Source organism: Enterocloster sp., from assembly GCF_057861365.1.
This window is the reverse complement of record NZ_DBMACH010000008.1, coordinates 99,846-124,397: the sequence shown is the minus strand read 5'-3', so window position 1 is coordinate 124,397 and position 24,552 is coordinate 99,846. Positions and strand designations below refer to the sequence as shown.

Below are 24,552 nucleotides of genomic sequence, written 5' to 3'. Positions count from 1 at the left end.
GATCAGGCCGGCAGCCAGGATGTTTCTCTTCCCTTTCACTGCTTCCTCCTTACTTTTTTCCATGATTCATACGGGCAGTGATAAACGAATAGACCGCTTCACGGTCTCCTCCCAGCACCCGGTCCGTAAGCACATATCCATGGGTCGTATCGGAAAAGATCACCAGCATATCCGGTTTCTTTGAAATACGGCGGATCTTGTCCCATACAATATCCGTATGAGCCGTTCCCACAGTCACATGGATCCCCTTGCCGTCAATCATGATATGAGTATCCTCTTTAATCGCTGAAGCAATCTTTTTGGAACGTCTCCAGATCGCCAGGGGCTGAAGCACGGTAAACAGACTGCAGCCTAAGATCAGCATGGCCCGGTAGCCCCATCCTGCTCCTCCCCATTTTACATAGGTAAGGATAAATAAAGCCGCTGTAAATATCAGATTGCACACGCCTACCATAGATCCATACGTATAGTACATAGACAGACGCCAGTATTCTCCATTGCTGAGACGATAGGTATATTGATACATAAGCCTTCCTCCGAAGTGATTTTTAAAGCCGTCCTGATAAAGCATCAGAACGGCTTCATGATTGTTAATTATAAATGATTTCTGCTGTTATGCCAATACCTGAGGCAGCCACAGGCTGATTGCCGGTACAAATGTGATCAGAAGCAGCGTAATGATCATGCACAGGTAGAATGGAAGGGTAGCTTTTACAACCTTCTCCATTGGCAGCTTTGCAATGGCGGAACCGATGAAAAGAACGGAACCAACCGGAGGAGTCAGAAGGCCGATACCGCAGTTTAATACTACCATGATACCGAACTGAATGGGATCGATACCGATAGAGGTTGCGATCGGCAGAAGGATAGGAGTTGCGATCAGGATGATCGGAGCCATATCCATGATACAGCCTAAAACCAGAAGGATCAGGTTTAACAGCAGTGCCAGTACGATTGGGTTGTTGGTAAAGTTTGTAATAGCAGTTGCTGCCAGATCCGGCACATGGAGCTGTGTCAGGCAGTAACCGAAAATACTGGAGGTTGCGATCAGGATCAGTACGATAGACAGTGTGTCGATGCAGTCGCCTAAAACTCTCCATACGCCCTTCCAGTCAAGTCCCTTGTAGATAAATACACTTACAAGAAGACTGTAGATAACAGCGATCGCTGCGGACTCAGTAGCTGTGAACACACCGCCTACTACGCCTACTACAACGATCAGAACGGCTGCCAGAGCCCAGAAGGAAACGCTGAACTGCTTTAACAGCACCTTCATGCTGAACTTGTCGCCCTTTGGATAATTGCGCTTTACAGAAATAATGTAAGAGCCGATCATCAGGGAAGCAGCTAACAGAGCGCCCGGAATATATCCTGCTAAGAACAGGCTTCCTACGGAAATACCGCCGGCTGTGGTAGCGTAGATAACCATGTTGTGGCTTGGAGGTACTAACAGTCCCTCACAGGAAGATGTAATCGTAACTGCAGTGGAGAAATCTCCGTCATAGCCCTGGTCAACCATCATAGGGATCAGGATGGAACCTAAGGAAGCTGTATCTGCAGATGCAGAACCGGAAATACCGCCGAAGAAATAGGAAGCAACGATGTTTACCATTGCCATACCGCCGCGCATCCAGCCCACGCAGGCATTTGCCAGAGCGATCAGCTTTTCGGAAATACCGCCGGAGCCCATAAGGCATCCCATGGTGATAAAGAACGGAACAGCCATCAGGCTGAAGGAACTGATTCCCTTTACCATCTGCTGGCAGATCGTAGTCAGGTTATGTCCCTGAGCTACCAGACAGAATACGGAAGAAAGAGCAACCGCATAAGCGATGGGGAAACGCAGGAAGATCATCAGGAAAAAGCTTCCAAGTAAAACTAAAATTGCAAATGTATTCGCATCCATTATTTTGCTTCCTCCTTTACAAAGATCTTTTTCACATGATTGTAAAGAGCCTCAATCTCAAACACAACCATAGCCACTCCGGCTAAAGGAACCGGGAAGTACATCCAGAATCTGGATACCTTTGGCATACTTACATAAGTACCCTTGGAACCAATGCCGGTTGCATATTTCCAGCCCACTGTAATCATGATCACAGCCAGTACCAGTACGGCAACATCAGCAAGGATATCAAGGAAAGTTACGACCTTTTTCGGTAAGTAATTGTCAAATGCGGTCATACGGATATGAGCGCCCCTGCGGATCGCCAGTGCTGCAGAAAGCACTGCCATATAGGACATACAGGTAAGAACTACTTCTTCACTCCAGGCCGGGTCGGGAATAAAGGAAACGTAACGGCCGACAACAGACATGGATGTGATCACAATATCCGCAACCAGAAGCAGCTTGCAGATCAGCAGTACAACCTTGTATACCAGGTCATACGCCGGTTTGATCTTGTCGATTTTGTTGAAAATCTCTGGCATTTCAGATTTTCCCCCTTTTCTTTATTGTGTATTCGGATGTCTGTTAACAACATTTTAACAGGTTCCGTGATACCAAAACAGGACACAGAAAATATCCAAAACTCTCTGTGTCCTGTCAGTTACAAATTTACTGCAAGATTACTCCATATCAAGGAGCTGCTGATACAGTTCAGCCTGATCGGAAGTATTGGACTCGATTACATCTTTACAAGCCTCTTTCCATGGAGCCTTATCCTCAACCTCAACAACGGTTACGCCGTCAGCCTTAAGCTGCTCTAAAACCTCGTTCTCCTTGTTCTCGGAGTTTGCACGGTTGTTAGCAGAAGCGTACTCGCCTGCCTCCATAAGGATAGCCTGCTGATCCTCGGTCAGTCCGTTCCATGCCTCGTCTGTGATAACAACCTGAACAGCGCCCAGAGTATGTCCATCCAGCATCAGGTAAGGTGCAACCTCAGGGAATGCATTGGAAGCATAGTTTGCGATCGGCTGCTCAGCAGCGTCAACAACACCTGTCTGCAGTGCGGAGTACAGCTCGTTCATGGAAACAACAGTTGCGTTAGCGCCCAGTCCGGCTACCATACCTGTCATAACAGGATCATTGGAAACACGGATCTTTAAGCCCTTTAAGTCTTCAAGTGTGTTAGCCTCTTCCTTAAAGAAGAAGTGACGGAAGCCTTCCTCACCGTAGAACAGACCTCTTACGCCCAGGCCCTGCTCAACCGGCTCTGCTAAGAACTCATCAGCCAGATCGCTGGTTGCGAAGTTCCAGAAATGCTCACGGTCAGCAAATGTATAAGGAATGGAAAGAAGCAGAGACTTCTTTGCGCCGTAGCCATTTAATGCGAATGCGGAAATACGGGACATATCAATGGTACCGCCGCCGCCTAACATGGTATCCAGAACGTCATTCTCAGAACCCAGAACGCCGCTGGCCTGTACGTCGATTGTCATCTTTCCATCGGAAAGCTCTTCAACCTTTTCCTTGAAATCGGTAGCCATCTGGCCAACGATCGTATCCAGTGGGTTAACCTCTGCGTATACCAGAGTTACCTCAGGCATATTTGCAGTGTCATACTTGCCGGAAGCTGCTGCCTCTGCCTTGGTCTCACCCTCTGCCGCCTCAGTCTTCTCTTCTGCCTTGGTCTCCTCCTTTGCAGCCTCAGTTGCAGCCGGAGCAGCTGTCGTAGTCTCTGGTGTCTTCAGACCGCAGCCTGCCAGAGTACCTGCAGCCATTGCTGCGCAAAGTGCTGTGCTTAACCATCTTTTCTTCATGTTACACATCCTCCTCTTAATACATCATTCACGTTTTTGATATATATCTTAACGCTTTATTTATGTTGATTTCATTATATAAGGAAAAGCGCACAATGAACATGGTAAATTTTTGCGAATCGTAGTATAATTTTAACTTTCTTTATATTTTCTTTATATTTTTCCTTATCACCCATTCCGATACTCCGTCGGACTCTGTCCGGTGATCCTCTTAAATACCTTTGTAAAGTAATTGGAATCACTGTAGCCTACCGCTTTTCCCACATCCTTTATATTAAAAGTGGGCTGCTCCAAAAGCTTTTTTGCCTCAGCAATGCGGTACTCGGTGAGATAAGCAGTAAAATTCTGGTCAAAGTACTGTTTAAAAAGCTTGCAGAAATAGGGCTCTGAGTAGTTCATCCTCCGTGCCAGCTCCTGCATGGAAATGTCATACATATAATTTTCTTCAATAAACGAGCGGATCATGGCCCCTACACGGCTCATGTGATCATTATCATCCTCCGGCTGAACCGGATCTTCTTCAAAATCAGCTTCCTCCGATTCATTTTGAAAGAACTGTTCCATCTCCTTCCTCTGCCCCTGCTCTTCTACCATGCGCATGGCCTCCTCGATCACAAGCATAAGCTCATTTTCATCATATGGCTTAAGCACATAATCAATAGCCCTTACAGAAATAGCTTTCTTTGCATAGGAAAATTCATCAAAAGCTGTAAGGAAAACGATCACACAATCCTTATCTTTTTCCCTGATCTTCTCTGCTGCCTGGATCCCGTTGATCCCCGGCATCTCTATATCTAAAACAGCAATCTGGATCTTCTCCTTTTCATACAGCTCCAGTGCCTGTCTGCCGTTTTCTGCCTGATAGATCTCACACTGGCCTTCCAGATTTTTACTGAGCATTTTATACAGTACAGCCCGCTCTATCATTTCATCATCCGCTATCAGCATTCGGTACATTATTTATCCCCCCTGTTATGCTTTTCCTGAGGAATGAACATCTGAATCACCGTGCCCCGTCCTTCTATGCTGGCGATCCGGAATTCTCCCTGTTTGTACATCATGTGGATACGCTTGTAAATATTTCCCAGTCCTATTCCAATCCTGGAGGTCCGGCGCTCCTTCATGGCCTCCGTGACCTCTGCCAGACGCTCCTCAGACATTCCGAGCCCCGTATCGGCTACAGAAATAACAAGCCTTTTTCCCTGTTCCCAAATCCTTACGTGAACTCTTCCGCCCTGTTCCTTCTTTGACAAACCATGAACCATGGCATTTTCCACCACAGGCTGCAGCGTAAAGGCCGGAATCATAGCCTGCTCTGCATCAACCTTAAGATCACAGCTGTAGAGAATACGGCTTCCAAAACGCATCTGCTGAATATACATATAATCCTGCACCACCTTCAGTTCCCTGGCAAGGGTTACGATCTGCTCTGAGGTCTTTAAGTTATACCGGAACAGGCTGCTCATGCTGCTGATCATCCGCTCTGTCGTAACCGCCTCCTCCAGCTTTGCCATGCATGCGATCATATTCAGAGTATTAAAGAGGAAATGGGGATTGATCTGACTTTTCAGCAGCTCCAGCCTGGCTCCGCTAAGCTGCTTTTCCATCTCTACCCTTTCGATCTCTTCCCTGTGGAGCAGTTCGGACATACGGTGATTCTCCTTTAATGTATCAATATACCCCTTTGTAGACCGTTTCATTTTGTTAAATGCCTGCACCAGTTCGCCCATTTCATCCCGGTTTTCTACAGAGGGATCTTCTCCAGTAAAATCATTTTTGGCGATTTTTCTGGCGCACTGGGCCAGAAGGACTGCCGGAGATACCAGCGCGTTGGAGAGGATTTTGGTTAAAAACATCACAAAACCCATAAAGACGGCGGAAATAGCCAGAATCAGATAGGGCATGTTATAAAATACAGGTACTTTTTCCTGATAACTGTCATTTCCTTCTTTTAAAGTGACCTGCACCAGACGTCTGGCATAGGTCTGAAGATATTCCTGCATCTTGTACACCCGGTACAGCCGTTCCACAAAATCGCTTTCCCTTACCTGTGTCTCAGCAAGCTCATCCCGATAGGCCTGATAGGTTTCATAACCATTTAAAATACTCCAGGTGCGGGCGTAGCGCTCTGTGCCAATCCGGGCATAGTCAAAGGGAAGGGAGCGGAGACAGCGCTCTGTACGGACGCAGGACAGAACATACTGATCTCTCGTATCAGGTGTGGCATCGCGGATATAATCCGCAAAGGACTCAATCTCAAGATCCAGTGCCTCCTGAAAATCATGGCAGCGGGAATTGTCATTTAAAATGGTATTGAAGCCTCCCAGCGAGAAGTTCATAATACAAATACTGAACGTAGCCGAAAGAGCCATGATCAAAATGACCATGGCTGCAAAAATACCGATCTTCTTTTTGATGGAAATCGTTAACCATATATTACGAAGCATAGATCTGTATTATAATCTGCGTTTCCTTTCTGTCTGTATCCTCGGCCCCTCCTGTGTTTTACGACTCAGTGCGTTTGAAAGATTGAGCCGTCTTTTGGGTTCTTTCCCGGCTCTTTGCCTCCACTATCTTTTTAGGTTCCTCTTTTGTAGTAGAAAGTTTTTTAGGTTCTTCCCTGGCTGTAGCCAGCTTCTTCGGCTCCTCTTTCACCACGGCTGTCTTTCTTCCGCCGGTCTCTGGCTCCTTCTTTGCGGCAGCCTCCTTAACAGAGCTTTTTGCAGCCCTCCCGGCCTTCTTTTTGCCAGCTTCCGGCGTACAGGAAAATACCAGAAAGCTCATTGGCGGGATATTGCATTCGATGGAGTTCTCTCTGTCATCCCATGGAATCTTCTTCGAGCTCTTTGCGCGGGCGTTGATCCTGCCCTGACCGCCGAATTCCCTGGCGTCACTGTTGAAGATTTCCTTATATTTGCCTGCAAACGGTACTCCCAGACGGAATTTCTCATGCTCCACATTATCAAAGTTGCAGATAAAGAGCAGCGTTTCCTTTCCGTCTTTGCTTCTGCGTACATATAAAACCATGCTTTCTTCATGATAGCTGCAGTTGATCCACTCAAATCCACTGGGGTCAAAGTCCTCCTCGTAAAGAGCCGGATGCTCCAGAACCATGTGGTTTAATGCCCTTACATAGCTCTGCATATTTTTGTGAAGAGGATACTGCAAAAGTTCCCATTCCAGAGAAGCATTTTCATTCCACTCGTCAATCTGGCCAAAGTCCTGTCCCATAAAGAGCAGCTTCTTGCCCGGATGGGACATCATAAAGCCGTACGCAGCGCGCAGATTTTCTGCTTTCTTTTCCAGAGTTTCTCCTGGCATTTTCCCCATCATGGAGCCTTTTCCGTGAACCACCTCGTCATGGGAAAATACCAGGACAAAGTTTTCACTGTAGGCATAGAGCATGGAAAAGGTAAGCCCGCCGTAATTATTTTTCCGGAAATAGGGATCACAGCGCATATAGTTGGTGAAGTCATTCATCCAGCCCATATTCCACTTGTAGTCAAAGCCAAGACCGCCGTCCTTTGGATTGCCGGTGATCATGGGCCATGCTGTGGACTCCTCTGCGATCAGCACAGCGCCGTCTTTGCGTCCCTTAAATACGCTGTTTAAATGCTTTAAGAATTCTACGGCTTCCAGATTTTCATTTCCGCCGTACATATTGGCTACCCACTCGCCGTCATTTTTGCCGTAGTCCAGATACAGCATGGAAGCAACTGCATCCATTCGGATACCGTCTGCGTGATATTTTTCAGCCCAGAATAAGGCGTTTGCGATCAGGAAATTGGATACGCCGGGACGGCCGTAATTGTAAATCAGAGTTCCCCAGTGGGGGTGAGAACCCTGTCTGGGATCTGCGTGTTCATATACACAGGTACCGTCAAAGCAGGCCATGCCATAGGCATCTCTGGGGAAATGAGCCGGTACCCAGTCAAGGATCACCCCGATGCCGTTTTCATGCATATAATCCATAAAATACATGAAATCATCCGGGGTTCCGTATCGGCTGGTGGGCGCATAATACCCTGTCACCTGATATCCCCAGGAAGCGTCTAAGGGATGCTCCATCACCGGCATCAGTTCCACATGGGTATATCCCATATTCTTTACATAATCAGCCAGCTTTACAGCCAATTCCCGGTAATTATAGAACTCAGACCCGGCAATCACATTTCCATTTTCATCCTCTGCAAACGCCTTGCGGATCCAGGATCCCAGATGAACTTCGTAGATATTAAACGGCTTGTCCTTTGTATCAGATGCGGCCCTCTTTTTCATCCACTCCTGATCCTTCCACTGATAGTTTCCAATATCCCACACAATGGAGGCATTATTGGGGCGCAGCTCTGCATAGTTGGCATAGGGATCACATTTTAACATGGGTTCCCCGGCCCGCGTTTTCACCTCATACTTATAAAGGCAGCCTGGTTTTAAGCCGGGAATGAACAGCTCAAATACACTTGCATCTCCCTCCCCCAGCTTCCTCATCTGATGGCGTCTGCCGTCCCAGAGGTTAAAATCTCCTACCACGCTGACTCTCATGGCACAAGGGGCCCATACGGAAAAATATACACCCTCCACACCGTCTATTGTCATGGGATGAGCACCCATTTTCTCATAGATGTTATAGAAAATTCCCGCTTCAAACTTCTTGAGCTCCCGCTCCGTATACTGAGGGCCAAAGGCGTAAGGATCTGTAACTTCTTCCTCCGCCCCATTATCATAGGTCACTAAAAGCGTATAGGCTGTTTTCGTCTTTCTGGGAATGAGGACTGCAAAAAAGCCTGCTTCATCTGCCAGCTCCATATCATATGTCTTTCCCGTATTGGAAAGCTTTACCTTTACAGCCGAAGCCGTAGGAAACAGAGCCTGGATCAAAAGCCCCTTTTCTGTTATGTGAGATCCCAGAAGTCTGTGAGGATCTGCAGACTCCGAATAAGTCAGCTCCTCAATTCCCGCCCAATCCATCAAATCGTATAATACCTGTTCCATAAATACAGCTTCCCCCTTCTGCCGGCTACAATGTCTGAGCCCGTTCTGAAATATTTTGCCTGAAATTGATCACATCATGCTCATACTCCTCTTCCATCAGAGGAGAAGCAATCATAAAATCCGCGCTTGCTTTATTGTTTGCAATGGGAATGTCATAAACCTGTGCGATCCGAAGAAGCGCCTTCACATCCGGATCGTGAGGCTGGGCCGTGAGAGGATCGGAAAAGAAAATCACAAAATCAATCTTTCCTTCCACAATCTTGGCTCCGATCTGCTGGTCGCCGCCTAAGGGCCCGCTGTTGTATCCCTTTACCGAAAGGCCCGTATACTCTGTAATCATCCTGGCTGTGGTGCCTGTCCCGCACAGAAAATGCTTTGACAGTGCTTCCTTATGCTCCAGACACCAGTCCATCAGTTCATGCTTTTTCTGGTCGTGTGCAATCAACGCAATGTTTTTCTGTTTTCCAATGGTCATTGATAAGTAATCCATTTTCCCGGCCTCCTTTTATGCTGTGCCTGTTTCTTTTCTACTCTGAAACCCGGTTTACCAGGGTTCCTATTCCCTCAATGGAGCACTCCACCACATCCCCGGGCTTTAAAAAACGGGGCGGATCAAAGCCCATTCCCACACCGGCCGGCGTTCCTGTAGCGATAATGGTGCCTGCCTTCAGGGTCATTCCGGCAGAAAGCTCGCTTACCACATGGTCAATGCCAAATATCATAAGCTCTGTACTGCTGTCCTGGCGAAGCTCTCCGTTTACCCTGGACTGAATGGAAAGCCTGGGCGGATAGGGAAATTCCTCCGCGGTAACAATACAAGGCCCCATGGGAAGAAATCCATCCAGGCTTTTGCCGAAATACCACTGCTTATGACGGGTCTGAAGGGTTCTGGCGCTCACATCATTGATCACCGTATAACCGAAAATATAATTTTTCACCTCGGAGACAGGCACATTTTTTGCGTCCTTTCCAATAATAACCGCCAGTTCAGCTTCGTAATCCAAATCCTGCACTAACTCCTTATGACTGGGGATTTCAGCGCCTGTACCCGTAGCTTCGCTGACCCGTTTTGAGAAATATACGGCAAAGGGGCGCTCTCCGCCAAAGGCCTCCTTCTTATAGCGGGCCGATTCCTCTGCATGGGCCATATAATTGATGCCCAGGCAGATCACATCCTGCACAGGATGAGGAATAGGCGCAAGAAGGATAGCCTCCTCTGCGGGAACTGCCCCTTTGATTTTATAAGGATCCTGTCCTGACACATACTCCAGAAGCTGCTTTTCAGACTCACTGATGCCCTCGATCAGCTCCTGCATGGTTTTATAATCCATATCCAGAGAGCGCAACGGATAGATCCATGTTCCATCCCTGTTTATAACGCCCAGTCTTCTCTTATGTTCAATCTCATATGTAACAAATTTCATTGACGGCCTCCTGTATTCTGCACTCACTTATTGTCTACTGTACCACATTTTTCCGATTTTTTCTACTTTTCGGCTCTGATTTCTATTTTTTCAGTCTCTTACTGCTGCGCATCCCTGAAAATCCTTCCCAGCTGTATCACCACTGTAGGAAGAAATGCAGCCATTCCTACAGCCGCCGCCTGAACTGGCATGAGATCGGATGCAGCAAAAAACATCTGCAGCCCCGGCACAAAAAGAACCGCTGCCAAAAGAATGCTCCCAAGCATAAATGCCGCCAGACTGCCCGGATTGCTGAGAAGGCCAAGCTGTATGATCGAATAGCTGCTGCGGCAGTTAAAGCCGTGAAACAGACGCGCCAGTGTAAGCGCAGAAAATGCCATGGTACAGGCCAGAGCTTCTCCCCCCTGTCTCATTCCCAGGCTCCAGGCCCACATGGTTGCTCCCGCCATCAGGCCGCCCTGAAAAAAGATCTGTCCGACAAAGCTGGGAGTCAAAATCCCTTCCTTCGGGTCTCTGGGCGGTTTCTTAAGCAGTCCATCCTCTGCCGGCTCCATCCCAATGGCGATTGCCGGGAGAGAATCGGTGATCAGGTTGATAAACAGCAGATGAACCGGAGCAAAGGGAAGGGGAAGCCCCAAAAGCGAAGTGTAAAGGACGCACAGAATCCCTGCCATATTTCCAGACAAAAGAAACTGGATGGCATTTTTAATATTGCGGTATACGTTTCTTCCATTGGCAGCAGCCTTGATAATCGTAGCAAAATTGTCATCCGCCAGAATCATGGAGGCGGCATCCTTTGACACCTCTGTTCCTCCCAGACCCATAGCAATGCCGATATCTGCTTTTTTCAGGGCGGGAGCATCATTTACCCCGTCGCCCGTCATGGCTACGATATGCCCCCGGTTCTGCCATGCTTTTACAATGCGTATTTTATGCTCCGGAGATACGCGGGCATAAACAGAAATCTGCGGCAGCTTTTTTTCCAGTTCTTCTTCTGTCATCTGATCCAGCCGGGCTCCTGTAAGCGCCAGATCTCCGGGCAAAAAAATGCCGATCCGGCCTGCTACAGCCATTGCCGTTGTCCGGTGATCTCCTGTGATCATCACCGTGCGTATTCCGGCCTGACGGGCCGCAGCCACTGCCGGGCGTGACTCCGGCCGGGGCGGATCCATCATTGCCGCAAGCCCCAGAAACACAAGGTCTGTTTCCGGATCCTCCTGCCATTTGGCTCCGGACCGGCAGGCAAATGCCAAAATTCTGAGCCCCCGTAAGGACCATTCCTGATTCTGATTTAAAATCGCCGCCCGGTCGGAAGCAGAAAGCTGTCGTGACGGAACAAGATCTGCTCCGGCAGGATTTATGATCCGTGTGCAACGCTCCAGCAGCACATCCGGAGCACCCTTAACAAACATGATTTCTTCCCCCTGCACCTCATGGATGGTCGTCATTCTCTTTCTTGCAGAATCAAAGGGAATCTCCCCTTTTCTTGGACAGCACAGGCGCAGCTGTTCCGGGACTGCTCCGGCAGCCTGAACCATATGAAACAGGGCCAGCTCCACCGGATCCCCCTCCTTATCCCCGGCAGATGGAGATGTATTATTATTTAAAGCGGCTGCCATTAAAAAGAGCTTCGCATCCTTTTTTCCTGATCCCGCATACTCTTTCAGCTGATCCGTCTCCATTTCTCTTCCATTGATGTAGACCGCCTCTGTTTCCATACGGTTCTGAGTCAGCGTTCCCGTCTTATCAGAGCAGATCACAGATACGCAGCCAAGGCTTTCCACTGCCTTTAAATCCTTGATGATCGCGTGCTCCCTTGCCATTTTCTGGGTTCCCATGGCCTGGACAATGGTAACAATGGAGCTTAATGCTTCCGGGATTGCCGCCACAGCCAGAGCCACAGCAAACATCAACGCGTCCAGTACAGGTTCCTTCCGGTAAACACTGAGTCCAAAAACCAAAACACAGATTCCCATAATGCCAAGCGCCAGATGACCGGAAAAATGGTCCAGGCTGATCTGCAGGGGTGTTTTCTGTACCTCTGCCCGGTTCATCAAAGAAGCGATCGAACCGATCTCCGTATTCATTCCTGTGGCTGTAACTACTGCGGCAGCCCGCCCGGAGGTAACCAGAGAACCGGAAAATACCATATTGACCTGATCTCCGGGAGACAGCCGCTCTCCTTCCGTTCTCAGACACCCGGTATGTTTTTCTGCGCTGAGCGATTCTCCGGTAAGAGAGCTTTCATTCATCGTAAGTCCATAAACTTCCAGCAGCCGGCCATCTGCCGGTACCAGGCTTCCGGCCTCTAAAATCATCAGGTCTCCAGGCACTACGTTCGAGGAAGGAATGGTAACCGACTGTCCCTCTCTCACTACCCTGGCCTCAGGAGAGGACAGCTTTTGAAGGCTTTCCAGGGATTTTTCCGCCTTCCTGTGCTGGATCGTTCCCAACAGGGCATTTAAAAACAAAACCGTAAAAATAACCAGAGCGCTCTCCGGATCTCCTGTAGCCATGGATATCCCGGCAGCGATCATTAAGATCACTACCAGAAGATCCTTAAACTGACTTAGAAAAATCTGCCACCAGGGTACAGCCTCCCGCTCATATAGAACATTTTTCCCATATTTTTCCAGCCTGGAATGGGCCTCTGCATCGGTCAGCCCCCGGCGGCAGGAGGAAAGCTCCCTTAAAACCTCTTCCTCTGATCTGCTGTACCATTCTGTCATTCCGGCTCCCCCTTTTATACTCTGGATCTGTAAAAACCGCAACGAAAAATGCTCCCGGGACCATCCTTGAGCGGCCCCGGAAGCATCCGGTCTGTACACTCTGTTTAATTTATGAAAAAGGGAGGTCTGTTATGACATCAGCCAAATATCATGCCAAATACGACCTTCATCCCCTCGGATATGGAGGATTTTTCAATGTATTCCTCTCTGGTATGAGCGCCTTTGCCCCGGTAGCAGCCCGCGCAGACGCTGGGGATTCCCAACGACATGGGGATATTGCAGTCTGTGGAACCGGAGCCTGTCTGGGGGCGCTGCCCTGTAACCTGCGCTGCAGCCATGCAGGCCCGCTCTAAAAGAGTCCTCTGGCGCTCCGGGTCAATGCTGCCGGAGCAGGGACGAATCCCTAAAACCTCCGTTTCGATCTCCATCCCCTGCGCTCTGGCCTGTTCGATCACTTTATCAAACTGATCCTGCATATAGTCCAGATGTTCCCTCCGGTCTGAACGGAACTCATAAAGCATATGAGCCTCCTGAGCAATGGTATTAACCGATGTTCCGCCCTGGATCTGGCCTACATTAAAAGTCGTTTTTCCCTGCTTAGGAATCTGGATCCGGTACAGCGCTCCAATGATGCCTGCCAGCCTTTCAATGGCATTTTCCCGGCCGAAATCATTAAAGGAGTGTCCTCCTTTCGTGCGCACTGTGACCTTAAATCGCTTAGATCCCACAGCCTGGTCTACGATCTTATCCAGCTGGCTGTCAAAGGTACAAAAAGCTGTGATCCGACCGGCATAATCCTCGCATATGTTCCGGACGCCCTTTAGATTTCCCAGCCCTTCTTCCCCGGAATTGCATACAAACAAAAGCCCCGGGCGGTCAGAGGGATACACCTCCTCAAGGCGCCCTTCCCGGATGGCCTCTGCCAGATACTTTGCCCCAAGGAGCAGGCAGACAAGACAGGCTGTATCATCCCCAATGCCCGGACAGAAGATACGGTCTCCTTCCTCTTTTAAAGGCAGCTCCTCCTCATCAGGAAATACCACATCCGTATGGGCCATATAGACCTCCAGGCCATTTTTTTCACGGATCACGGCCGGCCAGACAACATTTAATGCCTCATCTATATATACCCCTTCTGCCCCCTGCTCTTTTAACCACCGGGAACAGAATTCCGCCCGTTTTTCCTCATGGTTTGAGGGCGCAGGAATCCTGGAAATAGTTCTTAAAAGTTCCAGGGCCTCCTCCTCATGTTCTCTGATAAACACTTCCATTGACTCACTGAGCATCTTTTTTTCCTTCTTTCTCCCGGACCGTTTTTTCAGGCAGAACCTCCGGGTTCTCCATAAATACACAGACTGCCCGCGCTCCGATCATAACCTTTTTCTGATCCTTTAATACAGGGCCTTTTCCCTCCGGCCAGAAACCGTTTACACTGTCCTCGGCTGTATTGAAAACCATCTGCCATGCCCTTCCTTTGGGGAGATTCGGCAGCGCAAATTCATGTGGCTCCCAGTGCATATTATAGGCTGTATAAAAGCTGGTTTTTTCTGTATCCTCTGAATAATCTCCGCAGTAAAATGCGCCGAACTGACGGCTGCACCGGTCAAATTCCGGCTGCCATGCCTTCTCTCCGTGATAGGACAGATCCGGCAGTCCCAGCCCCCGGTAATCCATCAGTCTGGGTTCTTTCGCCATATGGAACAAATCATGGGACTTTCTGAATGAGATCACCTGTTTTACAAAGGCAAATAGATCCTTATTACGCCGTATAAGCCCCCAGTTCAGCCAGGAAATTTCATTGTCCTGACAGTAGGAATTGTTATTTCCCTGTTTGGTCTGCCCAAACTCATCACCAGATAGAAGAAGGGGCGTTCCCTGGCTTAAAAACAGAAGAAGCAGGGCATTCTTTAACTGACGAAGCCGCAGACTGAGAACTTTTTTCTTTCTCACCGGCCCCTCTGCCCCGCAGTTCCAGGACTGATTCTGGTCTGAGCCGTCCTGATTATCTTCCCCATTGTCCTCATTATGCTTTTCGTTATAGGAAACCATGTCCATCATGGTAAAGCCGTTTACATTTGCCATGTAATTGATGACTCCCATATGATCCGGATTGTGGCGGATATGGTAGGACAGCGCACTTAACATCCCCTCATCGCCCTTTAAAAAGCGTCTCATATCCATCATAAAGCCGGAATTATACTCACAGATGCGGCGGGAATCCCCCTCCTTCCAGCCTTCTCCCCACAGCTTTAAATCCTTTAAATAAGGGTCTTCCGCCAGCAGGGAAAGAGGTGCAAAACCTACCAGATGAACGCCGTCTACATGGTATTCCATCGCCCAGAAGCGCACCACATCCAGCACATATCCCGGCGCTTCACTTCCGTCAAAATACAGTTCGATCACCAGTTCAATCCCTGCATGGTGAAGAGCCTTTACCATCCGTTTAAACTCTGCCGACGGATCCACGGATGAACAATAGGAGGCCTTGGGAGCAAAATAAAAGCCGCTGCAGTAGCCCCAGTAATTAAGCTTTACAGGCTCTGTATGAGAATGCCTTTCTTCCTGATCTTCTCTCCGCATCCCCTGGGGAAGACCGAAAATTTCGGATTTTTCCGGAAAGATAATTTCATTAAATTCCACCGGAGGCATCATTTCCAACGTGGTAATCCCCAGCTCTTTAAGATAGGAAATCTTTTCAATTACTCCTTCAAAGGTTCCCCTCTTTTCCGGACTCAGACCAGAAGAAGCATGCTTTGTAAAACCTCTGGGATGGATCTTGTAAATGATGCAGTCCTGAGCAGGAACAGCCGGAAGACGGTCATCTTCCCAGTCAAAATCCGCACCTTTTTTCGGAAATACTGTATGGATCCCGCCTGTTCCCCGTTCTTTATGGCCCCAGCGTCCGCAGCCTGCAAACTGCCGTCCAAACGGATCTGCTGCCTCCTTTCCATCCTCCTCAAAGGCGTATTCCAGACCCTCAAACTCTCCCTTTACGGTCATAAAGTGTACATTTCCCATCCGTCCCTCATGGGGGAAGGGGATTCTGGCGACAGGCTGCCTGCTCCCTTTTTTGAAGAGAAGCAGCCCGCAGCTTTCTGCCTCCGAAATAAAACACACATCAAAGCCATCCCCATTCGCCGCCACACCAGGCGGATAGATCCGGCTTTTGTCTGCCACCGCAATATAATCCTGTTTCATCTATATACCGCCTTTCACTGAATTCATACTCTACTGCTCTGCAATCTTTGCAGCCAGCTCTTCCAGATACATCCACCGCTCCATCTTCTCCTCTAAAGCGGCTTCCGCCTCCTCCTTCTCTGCCATGAGCTGGTTCAATTTTACAAAATCATGGGCTGAAGCCTGGATTTCCTGTTCCAGAGAGGAAATCCTCTCCTCCAGGTCTGCCATCTCACCTTCGATGGTTTCATAGTCCCTCTGCTCCTTATAGCTGAATTTCAGCTTCTGGGGGCCGCGGGTGCGCTGGGTTTTTCCGTTTGTACGGACTTCGGTTTTCCCTTCCTGTCCGCCTCCCGGCTGTCCTCCTTCTGCTTCTGCCCTTTTTAGGCAGGCATTCTGATAATCCGTATACCCGCCTTCATACTGCTGTACCCTTCCATCGCCCTCAAAGGCAAATATCCTGTTTACAACGCGGTCCAGGAAATACCGGTCATGGGATACGGTAATCACAATCCCCGGGAAGGTGTCCAGATAATCCTCCAGGATCACCAGCGTCTGAATGTCCAGGTCATTGGTAGGCTCGTCCAGAAGGATCACATTGGGCGCTTCCATCAGGATACGGAGCAGGTACAGCCTGCGCTTCTCTCCTCCGGAAAGCTTCCCGATCACCGTATACTGAACACTGGACGGAAATAAAAACCGCTCCAGCATCTGGCTGGCGCTGATGCTTCCATCTTTTGTTTTCACATATTCTGCAGCGTTTTTAATATAATCAATGACGCGCAGGCTCTCGTCCATGGCTTCATTTTCCTGGGAAAAATAACCCAGCTTTACCGTCTGTCCGATTTCTGTTGTACCGGAATCCGGCTGTACCCAGCCTGCAATGATCTTCATCAGAGTAGACTTTCCGCTTCCGTTGGGGCCGATAATACCCACACGGTCATTTTTCAGGAAAATATAGGTGAAATCCTTTAAGAGCACCTTATCTCCGTAGGACTTGGAAATATCCTTCAGCTCTACCGTAGTCCGTCCCAGACGGCTGGCAATGGACTCTAACTGTACATTTCTGTCATACTGGGGCCCCTCCTGGTCACGCAATGCCTCATAGCGCTGGATATGGGCCTTCTGCTTGGTTGAACGGGCTCTGGCCCCTCTCTGCATCCAGGCGATCTCTGTCCTTAAAATGGACTGGCGCTTGCGCTCTGTGGCCTCTGCCATCTCTATCCGCTCTGCTTTAAGTTCCAGGTATTTTTCGTATCCTCCCTGATAGCTGTAGAGCTTTCCCTTGTCCAGCTCCACGATCCGGCTGGTTACACTGTCCAGAAAATACCGGTCATGGGTGATCATCAAAAGAGCGCCCTTAAAGGCCTTTAAATATGCCTCCAGCCACTCTGCCATGCCGCTGTCCAGATGGTTGGTCGGCTCGTCCAGAATCAGCAGATCTGCCGTACTTAAAAGAACACTGGCTAAAGCTACCCTCTTTCTCTGTCCGCCGGAAAGAGTATCTATCTTTGCCTCGCAGTCCGGCACCTCCAGACGGTTTAACATAGAGCGGGCCGCTGCCTTTAACTCCTCCTTTGAGGAAAAATGAGGCTCATTTTCATTTTCACGCACAATGGCCTCCAGCACGGTTTCTCCATCCTGAAATTCCGGGATCTGGGGCAGATACCGGATATACAGGCTGCGCCCCTTTACCACCGATCCCTCATCCGGCTGCTCCAAGCCTGCTGCAATCCGAAGGAGCGTGGACTTTCCGGTTCCGTTGATTCCGATCAGGCCGACCTTTTCCCCCTCATTGATGGAAAATGCCGTATCGTCAAACAGCAGACGTTCGGTATATGATTTCGTTAAATGCTCAATGGTAAGAAGATTCATGGATCCGTTTCCTTTCCCTCATTTGCTATTCAATCACCAGTTCTACCGGACAATGGTCCGAGCCAAATACCTCTGTATGGATTCCTGCGCTTACCAGACGGTCCTTTAAGGCCTCGCTGGTACAGAAATAGTCGATGCGCCACCCGGCATTCTTCTCTCTGGCCTTAAAACGGTAGGACCACCAGGAATACACGCCCTCTGTATCCGGATTAAAATAACGCCAGGTATCAATAAAGCCGGCATCCAGAAGCTCTGTAAATTTTCCCCGCTCCTCATCGGTAAAACCGGCATTTTTCCGGTTAGTTTTGGGATTTTTCAGGTCAATCTCTTTGTGGGCCACATTCAGATCCCCGCAGAAAATCACCGGCTTTTTCTCCTCCAGCTGCTTCAGATAGGCTAAAAATGCTGCTTCCCATTCCATGCGGTAATCCAGCCTTGCAAGGCCGTCCTGAGAATTGGGAGTATAGCAGGTGACAACGTAATAATCGCCAAATTCAGCCGTGATCACACGGCCCTCATGGTCATGCTCCTCAATCCCCAGTCCGTATGATACAGAAACCGGCTCCTCCTTACAGAATAAAGCCGTTCCGGAATACCCCTTCTTCTCTGCATAATTCCAATACTGAAAATACCCCGGAAGCTCAAGGTCAATCTGTCCCTCCTGAAGCTTGCTCTCCTGAATACAGAATACATCTGCATCCGCCTCCTTAAAAAAGTCCAGGAACCCTTTTCCCACACAGGCCCGCAGGCCGTTTACATTCCATGAAATCAGTTTTTTCATACAGAACTCCTTTCCTGATCCAAAAAGCCCTACTGCGGATACTCCAGTCTGGATTCCGGATAGCTGTCAATCTGTTCCAGCACCTTTAAGTATCTTGCAGCCAGATACTTTGCCATCCCCAGATTCATATCCAGATAATTGCCGCAGTCCCTTGCAGAAGCCCCAGGCACCTCACCCTCAAAATCCCGGATAAAGGCAAATAGCTCCACCATCAGAGGCAGAATCTCCCTTGAAGCCAGATTGCCTGCCAGAAGCAGATAAAAACCGGTACGGCAGCCCATAGGACCAAAGTAAATGGTACGGCTTCCATACTCCTTATGGTTTCTTAAAAAGGTAGCTGCCAGATGCTCAATGGTATGCATCTCCGCCGTATTCATCACCGGTTCCTCATTGGGAGAGGTCATACGCAGGTCAAAGGTCGTAATCACCTGATCCCCTACCTGATCCTTTCTTGAAACATATACCCCCGGCTGAAGCCGGATATGGTCGATGGTAAAACTTGCAATTTTTTCCATTTTGACTCTTCTCCTTTTCTTCGTTATCTCGCTGCCTGCGGTGTGCACTGCGGTTTGGGCCTGAGGGTGAAAACCGGAGCCCTCAGGGCCAAACCGCAGTGCACACCACAAACCGCCTCTTCTTCCATCCGAAAAGGCAGGACCCTTTGTCCAGATCCTGCCTCCATCTTGTGCCAAAACGCACCTTATAATCAATCATCCTGCTCGTCGCTTTCAGCAACGGTAAATGTAAATCTCTTTCTAGCCATCTCATCGCTTTCCAGATACTCATCATATGTGGTGATCTTGTCAATGAGCTTTCCATTGATGATTTCCATGATGCGGTTGGCTGTTGTCTGTACGATCTGATGGTCACGGGAGGAGAAGATCATCACACCCGGGAACTTGATCATACCACGGTTTAACGCATCAATAGACTCCATATCCAGGTGGTCTGTAGGCTCGTCAAGCATCAGTACATTTGCACCGGAAATCATCAGCTTGGACAGCATACAGCGAACCTTCTCGCCTCCAGAAAGAACCTTTACCTTCTTTACACCATCCTCGCCCGCAAAAAGCATACGGCCCAGGAAACCACGCACATATGTTACATCCTTTTCAGGAGAATACTGGGTCAGCCACTCTACGATAGTATCGTCATTTGCAAACTCAGCGGAGTTGTCCTTGGGAAAATAAGACTGGGTAGTTGTCAGACCCCACTTATAGCTTCCCTCGTCGGGTTCCATCTCACCTGCAAGAATCTTAAAGAGAACGGTCTTTGCACGCTCGTTTGGCCCTACCAGAGCAACCTTGTCCTCTCTTCCCAGAATAAAGGAAATGTCGTCAAGAATCTTCTCGCCGTCAATGGTCTTGCTTAAATGCTCTACGGTCAGAACCTCATTTCCGATCTCACGGGAGGGACGGAAGTCAATGTAAGGATACTTTCTGCTGGATGGCTTAATATCGTCCAGCTCGATCTTTTCCAGGGCGCGCTTACGGGAGGTTGCCTGCTTGGACTTGGAAGCATTTGCAGAGAAACGCTGGATGAACTCCTGCAGCTCCTTAATTTTCTCTTCCTTCTTCCGGTTGGCTTCCTTCATCTGCTTGATGATCAGCTGGCTGGACTCTACCCAGAAATCGTAGTTTCCGGCATACAGCTGAATCTTGCCATAGTCGATATCTGCAATCTGTGTGCAGACCTTATTTAAGAAATAACGGTCATGGGATACCACGATAACGGTATTTTCAAAGTTAATCAGAAACTCTTCCAGCCATGCAATGGCGTCCAGATCCAGGTGGTTGGTAGGCTCGTCCAGAAGCAGGATGTCAGGATTTCCGAATAATGCCTGTGCAAGAAGCACCTTTACCTTCTGTGCGCCCAGAAGATTTCCCATCTGGGAATAGTGGAACTCAGGGCCGATGCCAAGGCCGTTTAACAGGCTCTCTGCATCAGACTCTGCTTCCCAGCCGTTCATGGTGGCAAACTCGCCTTCCAGCTCTGCCGCCTTGATGCCGTCCTCGTCTGTGAAGTCCTCCTTCATGTAGATGGCTTCTTTTTCCTTCATAATCTGGTACAGTCTGGCATTTCCCATGATAACCGTATCAAGCACTGTATACTCGTCATATTTGAAATGATCCTGCTGTAAGAAGGAAAGTCTCTGTCCCGGTGTAATGGCAATCTCACCGCTGGTCGGCTCTAACTGGCCGGACAGAATCTTTAAAAATGTAGACTTTCCCGCACCGTTTGCACCGATCAGTCCATAGCAGTTACCCTCGGTGAATTTGATATTCACTTCCTCAAACAATGCCTTCTTGCCTACGCGAAGGGAGATATTATTTGCACTAATCATGTCTCTTACCTTTCTTTGGAATCTTATTTTTATCGTTCCTCGTCAAAAGAGGGGTCAGAATCTGGCCCCTCTTTTTATGTTTCTCTCAATATCAGATTGTACAGGGAAAACAGGGTTTTTGCAAGGGGATTTTCGGAAAAAATAGGACATTTTGCATCTCCCTACTGTCCCTTCACAATCTCCACTGGAAAATTCATCCCCTCAGAGGTCACATACGTCACCCAGATCGAATCTCCGCTGTCCTCTGACAGCGCACCGTCCTCTATGGGGCAGTTATCCTTTAAAAAGCTCAGTTCTCTTCCGTCCGCTGTTTTCATCGCAAAGGAACTCATGGCATTAGCCGTGGTGGTTCCTTCCTCTGTGGAAATCGTCCACTCTTCCTGCTCCGGCAGGGCCACTACCAGATCCACATCCTCCAGTTTTCCAAGCGGCTCGCCGATATAGGCAATGGCAATCTGGACATCCTCTGCAATCTCCGTCTCTACATCCCGGATATCGCTTAGGGAAATCTCATACTCTTTCCCATCATCTGCCAGAAGCGTAAAGGCAGAACCATCTTCTTTTTCCTCAATCACTGTTCCCTGAAGCATATGATAGCGCCCGGCTTCTGCTGGTTCCTCTGTCTGTGCCGGGGTTGTCTCTGTCTCAGAGGATGCCTCCGATTCTGTGGCTGTCTCTGTCTGCGGAACCGATGAAGACGGCATCTCATCCTGATTTTTGCTGCATCCCGAAGCAAGAAGAACTCCTGCCATCACTGCCACAGCTGTCATATATACCTGTTTTCTCATATTTTTACCTCCGATCTTCCGTCAAAAAACAGAATTTCCATACTTTTACCCAGATGTTACCATCCCTGTCTGAAAAATACAAGAAGTTTTCCCTTACAGTTTCTTAATATTATGCACGGAACGCGCCTATTCCTCAACAAAAACAGACAGCGCCGGAGGATGCTTTTCTCCTCAGGCACTGCCTGCCATTTATTTTCTCTATCAAATCGTTCCATATCTCCCCAGAAAGCTCTGCGTCCGCTCATTATCTGAGGAAAATACCTCCTCTGGTGTTCCCTCTTCCACGATCACCCCTCCGGCCATAAAGACGACCCTGTGGGAAATATCTCTGGCAAAGGCCATCTCATGTGTTACGATCACCATGGCAATATGGAGATCTGCCAGGGAGCGGATCACCTTCAACACCTCTCCCGTAAGCTCCGGATCGAGAGCTGAGGTAGGCTCATCAAAAAACAGGATCCTGGGCTTTAAGGCCAGGGCTCTTGCGATAGCAACCCTCTGGCACTGACCGCCGGAAAGCTGGTATGGATAGGCGTCTTCTTTATCTTCAAGTCCCATCTTTTTTAACAGCTCTCTGGCTTCTGAATAGACCTCCTCCTTATTGCGCTTCTGTACATGGATCGGCGCATCTGTGATATTTTTCATCACCGAAAAATGAGGAAACAGATTAAAATTCTGAAATACCAGACCATACTGGCTGCGGATTTCCTTTAATTCTGCAGGAGATGCATACTGAATGGAGCCGGAATCATTTCCCCATACCGCCTTTTTTCCCAGATAAACCACCTCGCCCCGATCCATGGTTTCCAGCATGGTGGCACAGCGCAGGAGGGTTGATTTGCCGGAGCCTGAAGGGCCGATGATGGAAACGATCTCCCCGTCCTCCACGCTCATTGATATATCCTTTAATACCTTCAGATCGCCGAAGGACTTTTCCACATGATTCAATTCCAAAAGCTTCATTTTCCACATCCTCCTGTTTCTAACGGTAATACTCCAGCTTTTTTTCCATCCATTCCATGGTGCAGGCCACAATCAGATTGAAGATGTAATAGAAAAGGCCGGCTGCCACAAAGGGAATCATACTGGTCTGAGAGGATGCCAGCGCCTTTGCAACTGAAAACATCTCCACTACGCTTAGGGTAAACGCCAGCGACGTGTCTTTTACCAAGGTAATCACCTCATTGGTAATCGAGGGGAGGATCCGCTTGATCACCTGAGGCAGAATGATCTTAAAAAAGGTCTGGAACCGGCTGTAGCCCAGGATATAGGCCGCCTCATACTGTCCCTGAGGCATAGACTGAATGCCGCTGCGGTAAATTTCCGCAAAATAGGCGGCATAGTTAATCACAAACCCGATAAAGGTAGCCCAGAGACGGTAGCCGCTTCCTACACGGATGCCGAAAAGATAGTAAGGGCCAAAATAAACCACCATGAGCTGCAGCATCAGGGGCGTTCCCCTCATAATAGAAATGTAAACCTTAACCAGATTTCTAAGGAAACCGTTTTTCGTCATACGGCCAAAAGCCACTATGAGACCCAAAGGCAGAGAAAATACAAGCGTAACCACAAATATCTGTATGCTGGTTCCCATGCCTCCTGCTAACTGTGCAACCATCTGGGAAAGTGTCATTTTACCCATTTTAAACTACCTGCTTTCATTTTCCAATTGTCGTAATGTCCTTGCCAAACCATTTTTCAGAGATGGTCTTTAAGGTGCCGTCCGCAGCCATCTCCTCCAATGCGCCCTGGACTTTATCCTTTAACTCTGTGTTTCCCTTCTTAAAGCCGATCGCATACTCCTCTGCCGCCAGCGAATCCTCCAGTATAACAAAATCTGCGTTTCTCTGGCTGATCTGATATCCGGCCACAACTACATCCATGGCAATGGCGTCTACTGCGCCCTGCTCCAGATCCATAAAGGCTGTGTTGTAATCTGCGGTAGTAAGAAGCTGTGCAAAGGTGGCTGTCAGATCAGGAACCTCCTTTAAGGCTGCTTCCGCGGAGGAATCCACCTGACACTCCACTACCTTTCCTGCAAGGTCTGCCTGGCTTTTAATTCCGGAATCCCCTGCCACTACAAACACCTGAGAATTTTCCATGTAGGGCTCGCTCCATGTATATCCGTCCTCCCGGCCGGTCATGGTAAAGCCATTCCAGATACAGTCAATATTTCCCGACTCCAGTTCCATATCCTTTGCATCCCATGCGATAGGCTGGGGCTTATACTCCAGACCCAGGCGCTTTGCAGCCTCCTGTGCCAGCTCCAGGTCAAAGCCTGTATACTCGCCATCATCTCCCATAAATCCCATCGGCGGGAAATCCTGATCAAATCCCACGATCAGGGTACCGCCTTCTACCTTTGTTTCTCCTTCTGCTTCAGCGGCTTTTTCTGTGGTCTCTGCTGCCTCTGTTTTTGCTTCTGTGGATTCAGCCTTTGTCTCAGCCGGTGCAGATACGGCTCCACCGGAGCAGGCTGCCAGTGACATGGTCATTATAGATACAAGTGCGGCACATACAACTCTTTTTTTCATAATCGTTTCCTCCTCGATGGCGAGCCTTTGGCTTCCTGCTTTTAATCTCCATAAATCGTGTCGGCTCTTATTTGCTAATGTGTTATCATATTAGCATACTAAAGTATTTTTGTAAAGGAGAAAATGAAAATTATTTCCGCTTCCGTACTTCCGAAGTTATTTTCCCGCAGCCTTTCCATGGTGGTGGAAGTGTGGTATCATGGTTT

General features: G+C 48.7%; 20 protein-coding genes. All 20 read right to left on the bottom strand.

Annotated elements, in window-relative coordinates; translation table 11 throughout:
- Positions 1-49: 49 nt before the first annotated feature.
- Positions 50-526 (bottom strand): YcxB family protein, encoded by a 477-nt coding sequence (locus ACZM6M_RS10510; RefSeq protein WP_242962942.1) that lies wholly within the window; start codon positions 524-526, stop codon positions 50-52.
- 87 nt (positions 527-613) lie between these two features.
- Positions 614-1,906 carry a TRAP transporter large permease gene (locus ACZM6M_RS10505; protein ID WP_066544833.1) on the bottom strand — a complete coding sequence of 431 codons (1,293 nt, stop codon included), beginning with the start codon at positions 1,904-1,906 and terminating at the stop codon, positions 614-616.
- A complete protein-coding gene (locus tag ACZM6M_RS10500) occupies positions 1,906-2,430 on the bottom strand; it encodes a TRAP transporter small permease (protein WP_337434154.1) in 525 nt (174 codons plus the stop codon). The genes ACZM6M_RS10505 and ACZM6M_RS10500 overlap by 1 nt, the downstream gene beginning before the upstream one ends.
- Before the next feature lie 138 nt (positions 2,431-2,568).
- Complete coding sequence (locus ACZM6M_RS10495; protein ID WP_337434155.1) at positions 2,569-3,702, bottom strand: TRAP transporter substrate-binding protein; 1,134 nt, start codon at positions 3,700-3,702, stop codon at positions 2,569-2,571.
- Between the two features lie 168 nt (positions 3,703-3,870).
- Positions 3,871-4,659 (bottom strand): response regulator transcription factor, encoded by a 789-nt coding sequence (locus tag ACZM6M_RS10490; protein ID WP_066544840.1) that lies wholly within the window; start codon positions 4,657-4,659, stop codon positions 3,871-3,873.
- Positions 4,659-6,149: a sensor histidine kinase gene (locus tag ACZM6M_RS10485; protein WP_418926747.1), complete on the bottom strand. Its 1,491-nt coding sequence runs from the start codon at positions 6,147-6,149 to the stop codon at positions 4,659-4,661. The genes ACZM6M_RS10490 and ACZM6M_RS10485 overlap by 1 nt, the downstream gene beginning before the upstream one ends.
- A 58-nt stretch (positions 6,150-6,207) precedes the next feature.
- Positions 6,208-8,694 (bottom strand): 1,4-alpha-glucan branching protein GlgB, encoded by a 2,487-nt coding sequence (gene glgB, locus ACZM6M_RS10480; RefSeq protein ID WP_418926746.1) that lies wholly within the window; start codon positions 8,692-8,694, stop codon positions 6,208-6,210.
- Positions 8,695-8,719: 25 nt separating this feature from the next.
- Positions 8,720-9,184 carry a methylglyoxal synthase gene (locus ACZM6M_RS10475; RefSeq protein WP_066544843.1) on the bottom strand — a complete coding sequence of 155 codons (465 nt, stop codon included), beginning with the start codon at positions 9,182-9,184 and terminating at the stop codon, positions 8,720-8,722.
- Positions 9,185-9,221: 37 nt separating this feature from the next.
- Positions 9,222-10,118 carry a fumarylacetoacetate hydrolase family protein gene (locus ACZM6M_RS10470; RefSeq protein WP_066544845.1) on the bottom strand — a complete coding sequence of 299 codons (897 nt, stop codon included), beginning with the start codon at positions 10,116-10,118 and terminating at the stop codon, positions 9,222-9,224.
- A gap of 98 nt (positions 10,119-10,216) precedes the next feature.
- Positions 10,217-12,847: a cation-translocating P-type ATPase gene (locus ACZM6M_RS10465; protein ID WP_489490356.1), complete on the bottom strand. Its 2,631-nt coding sequence runs from the start codon at positions 12,845-12,847 to the stop codon at positions 10,217-10,219.
- A gap of 137 nt (positions 12,848-12,984) precedes the next feature.
- Entirely contained in the window at positions 12,985-14,133 is a 1,149-nt protein-coding gene (locus ACZM6M_RS10460) for a M20/M25/M40 family metallo-hydrolase (RefSeq protein ID WP_489490354.1), read from the bottom strand.
- A complete protein-coding gene (locus ACZM6M_RS10455) occupies positions 14,123-16,045 on the bottom strand; it encodes an alpha-amylase (protein WP_489490353.1) in 1,923 nt (640 codons plus the stop codon). The genes ACZM6M_RS10460 and ACZM6M_RS10455 overlap by 11 nt, the downstream gene beginning before the upstream one ends.
- A gap of 30 nt (positions 16,046-16,075) precedes the next feature.
- Positions 16,076-17,899, bottom strand: coding sequence for an ABC-F family ATP-binding cassette domain-containing protein (locus ACZM6M_RS10450; protein ID WP_417300971.1), 1,824 nt, complete (start codon positions 17,897-17,899; stop codon positions 16,076-16,078).
- A 25-nt stretch (positions 17,900-17,924) separates the two neighbouring features.
- Positions 17,925-18,680 carry an exodeoxyribonuclease III gene (locus ACZM6M_RS10445; protein WP_340275042.1) on the bottom strand — a complete coding sequence of 252 codons (756 nt, stop codon included), beginning with the start codon at positions 18,678-18,680 and terminating at the stop codon, positions 17,925-17,927.
- A 29-nt stretch (positions 18,681-18,709) separates the two neighbouring features.
- A complete protein-coding gene (locus ACZM6M_RS10440) occupies positions 18,710-19,195 on the bottom strand; it encodes an S-ribosylhomocysteine lyase (RefSeq protein ID WP_337434163.1) in 486 nt (161 codons plus the stop codon).
- Between the two features lie 191 nt (positions 19,196-19,386).
- On the bottom strand, positions 19,387-21,024 hold the full coding sequence (locus ACZM6M_RS10435; protein WP_337434164.1) for an ABC-F family ATP-binding cassette domain-containing protein: 1,638 nt from the start codon (positions 21,022-21,024) through the stop codon (positions 19,387-19,389).
- 161 nt (positions 21,025-21,185) lie between these two features.
- Positions 21,186-21,812 carry a hypothetical protein gene (locus ACZM6M_RS10430; protein ID WP_407408498.1) on the bottom strand — a complete coding sequence of 209 codons (627 nt, stop codon included), beginning with the start codon at positions 21,810-21,812 and terminating at the stop codon, positions 21,186-21,188.
- 201 nt (positions 21,813-22,013) lie between these two features.
- Positions 22,014-22,775, bottom strand: a complete 762-nt coding sequence (locus ACZM6M_RS10425) for an amino acid ABC transporter ATP-binding protein (RefSeq protein WP_066544856.1) — start codon at positions 22,773-22,775, stop codon at positions 22,014-22,016.
- Between the two features lie 19 nt (positions 22,776-22,794).
- Positions 22,795-23,454, bottom strand: coding sequence for an amino acid ABC transporter permease (locus ACZM6M_RS10420; RefSeq protein WP_066544862.1), 660 nt, complete (start codon positions 23,452-23,454; stop codon positions 22,795-22,797).
- A 16-nt stretch (positions 23,455-23,470) separates the two neighbouring features.
- Positions 23,471-24,346 carry an amino acid ABC transporter substrate-binding protein gene (locus ACZM6M_RS10415; protein ID WP_419043311.1) on the bottom strand — a complete coding sequence of 292 codons (876 nt, stop codon included), beginning with the start codon at positions 24,344-24,346 and terminating at the stop codon, positions 23,471-23,473.
- Between the last annotated feature and the right edge of the window lie 206 nt (positions 24,347-24,552).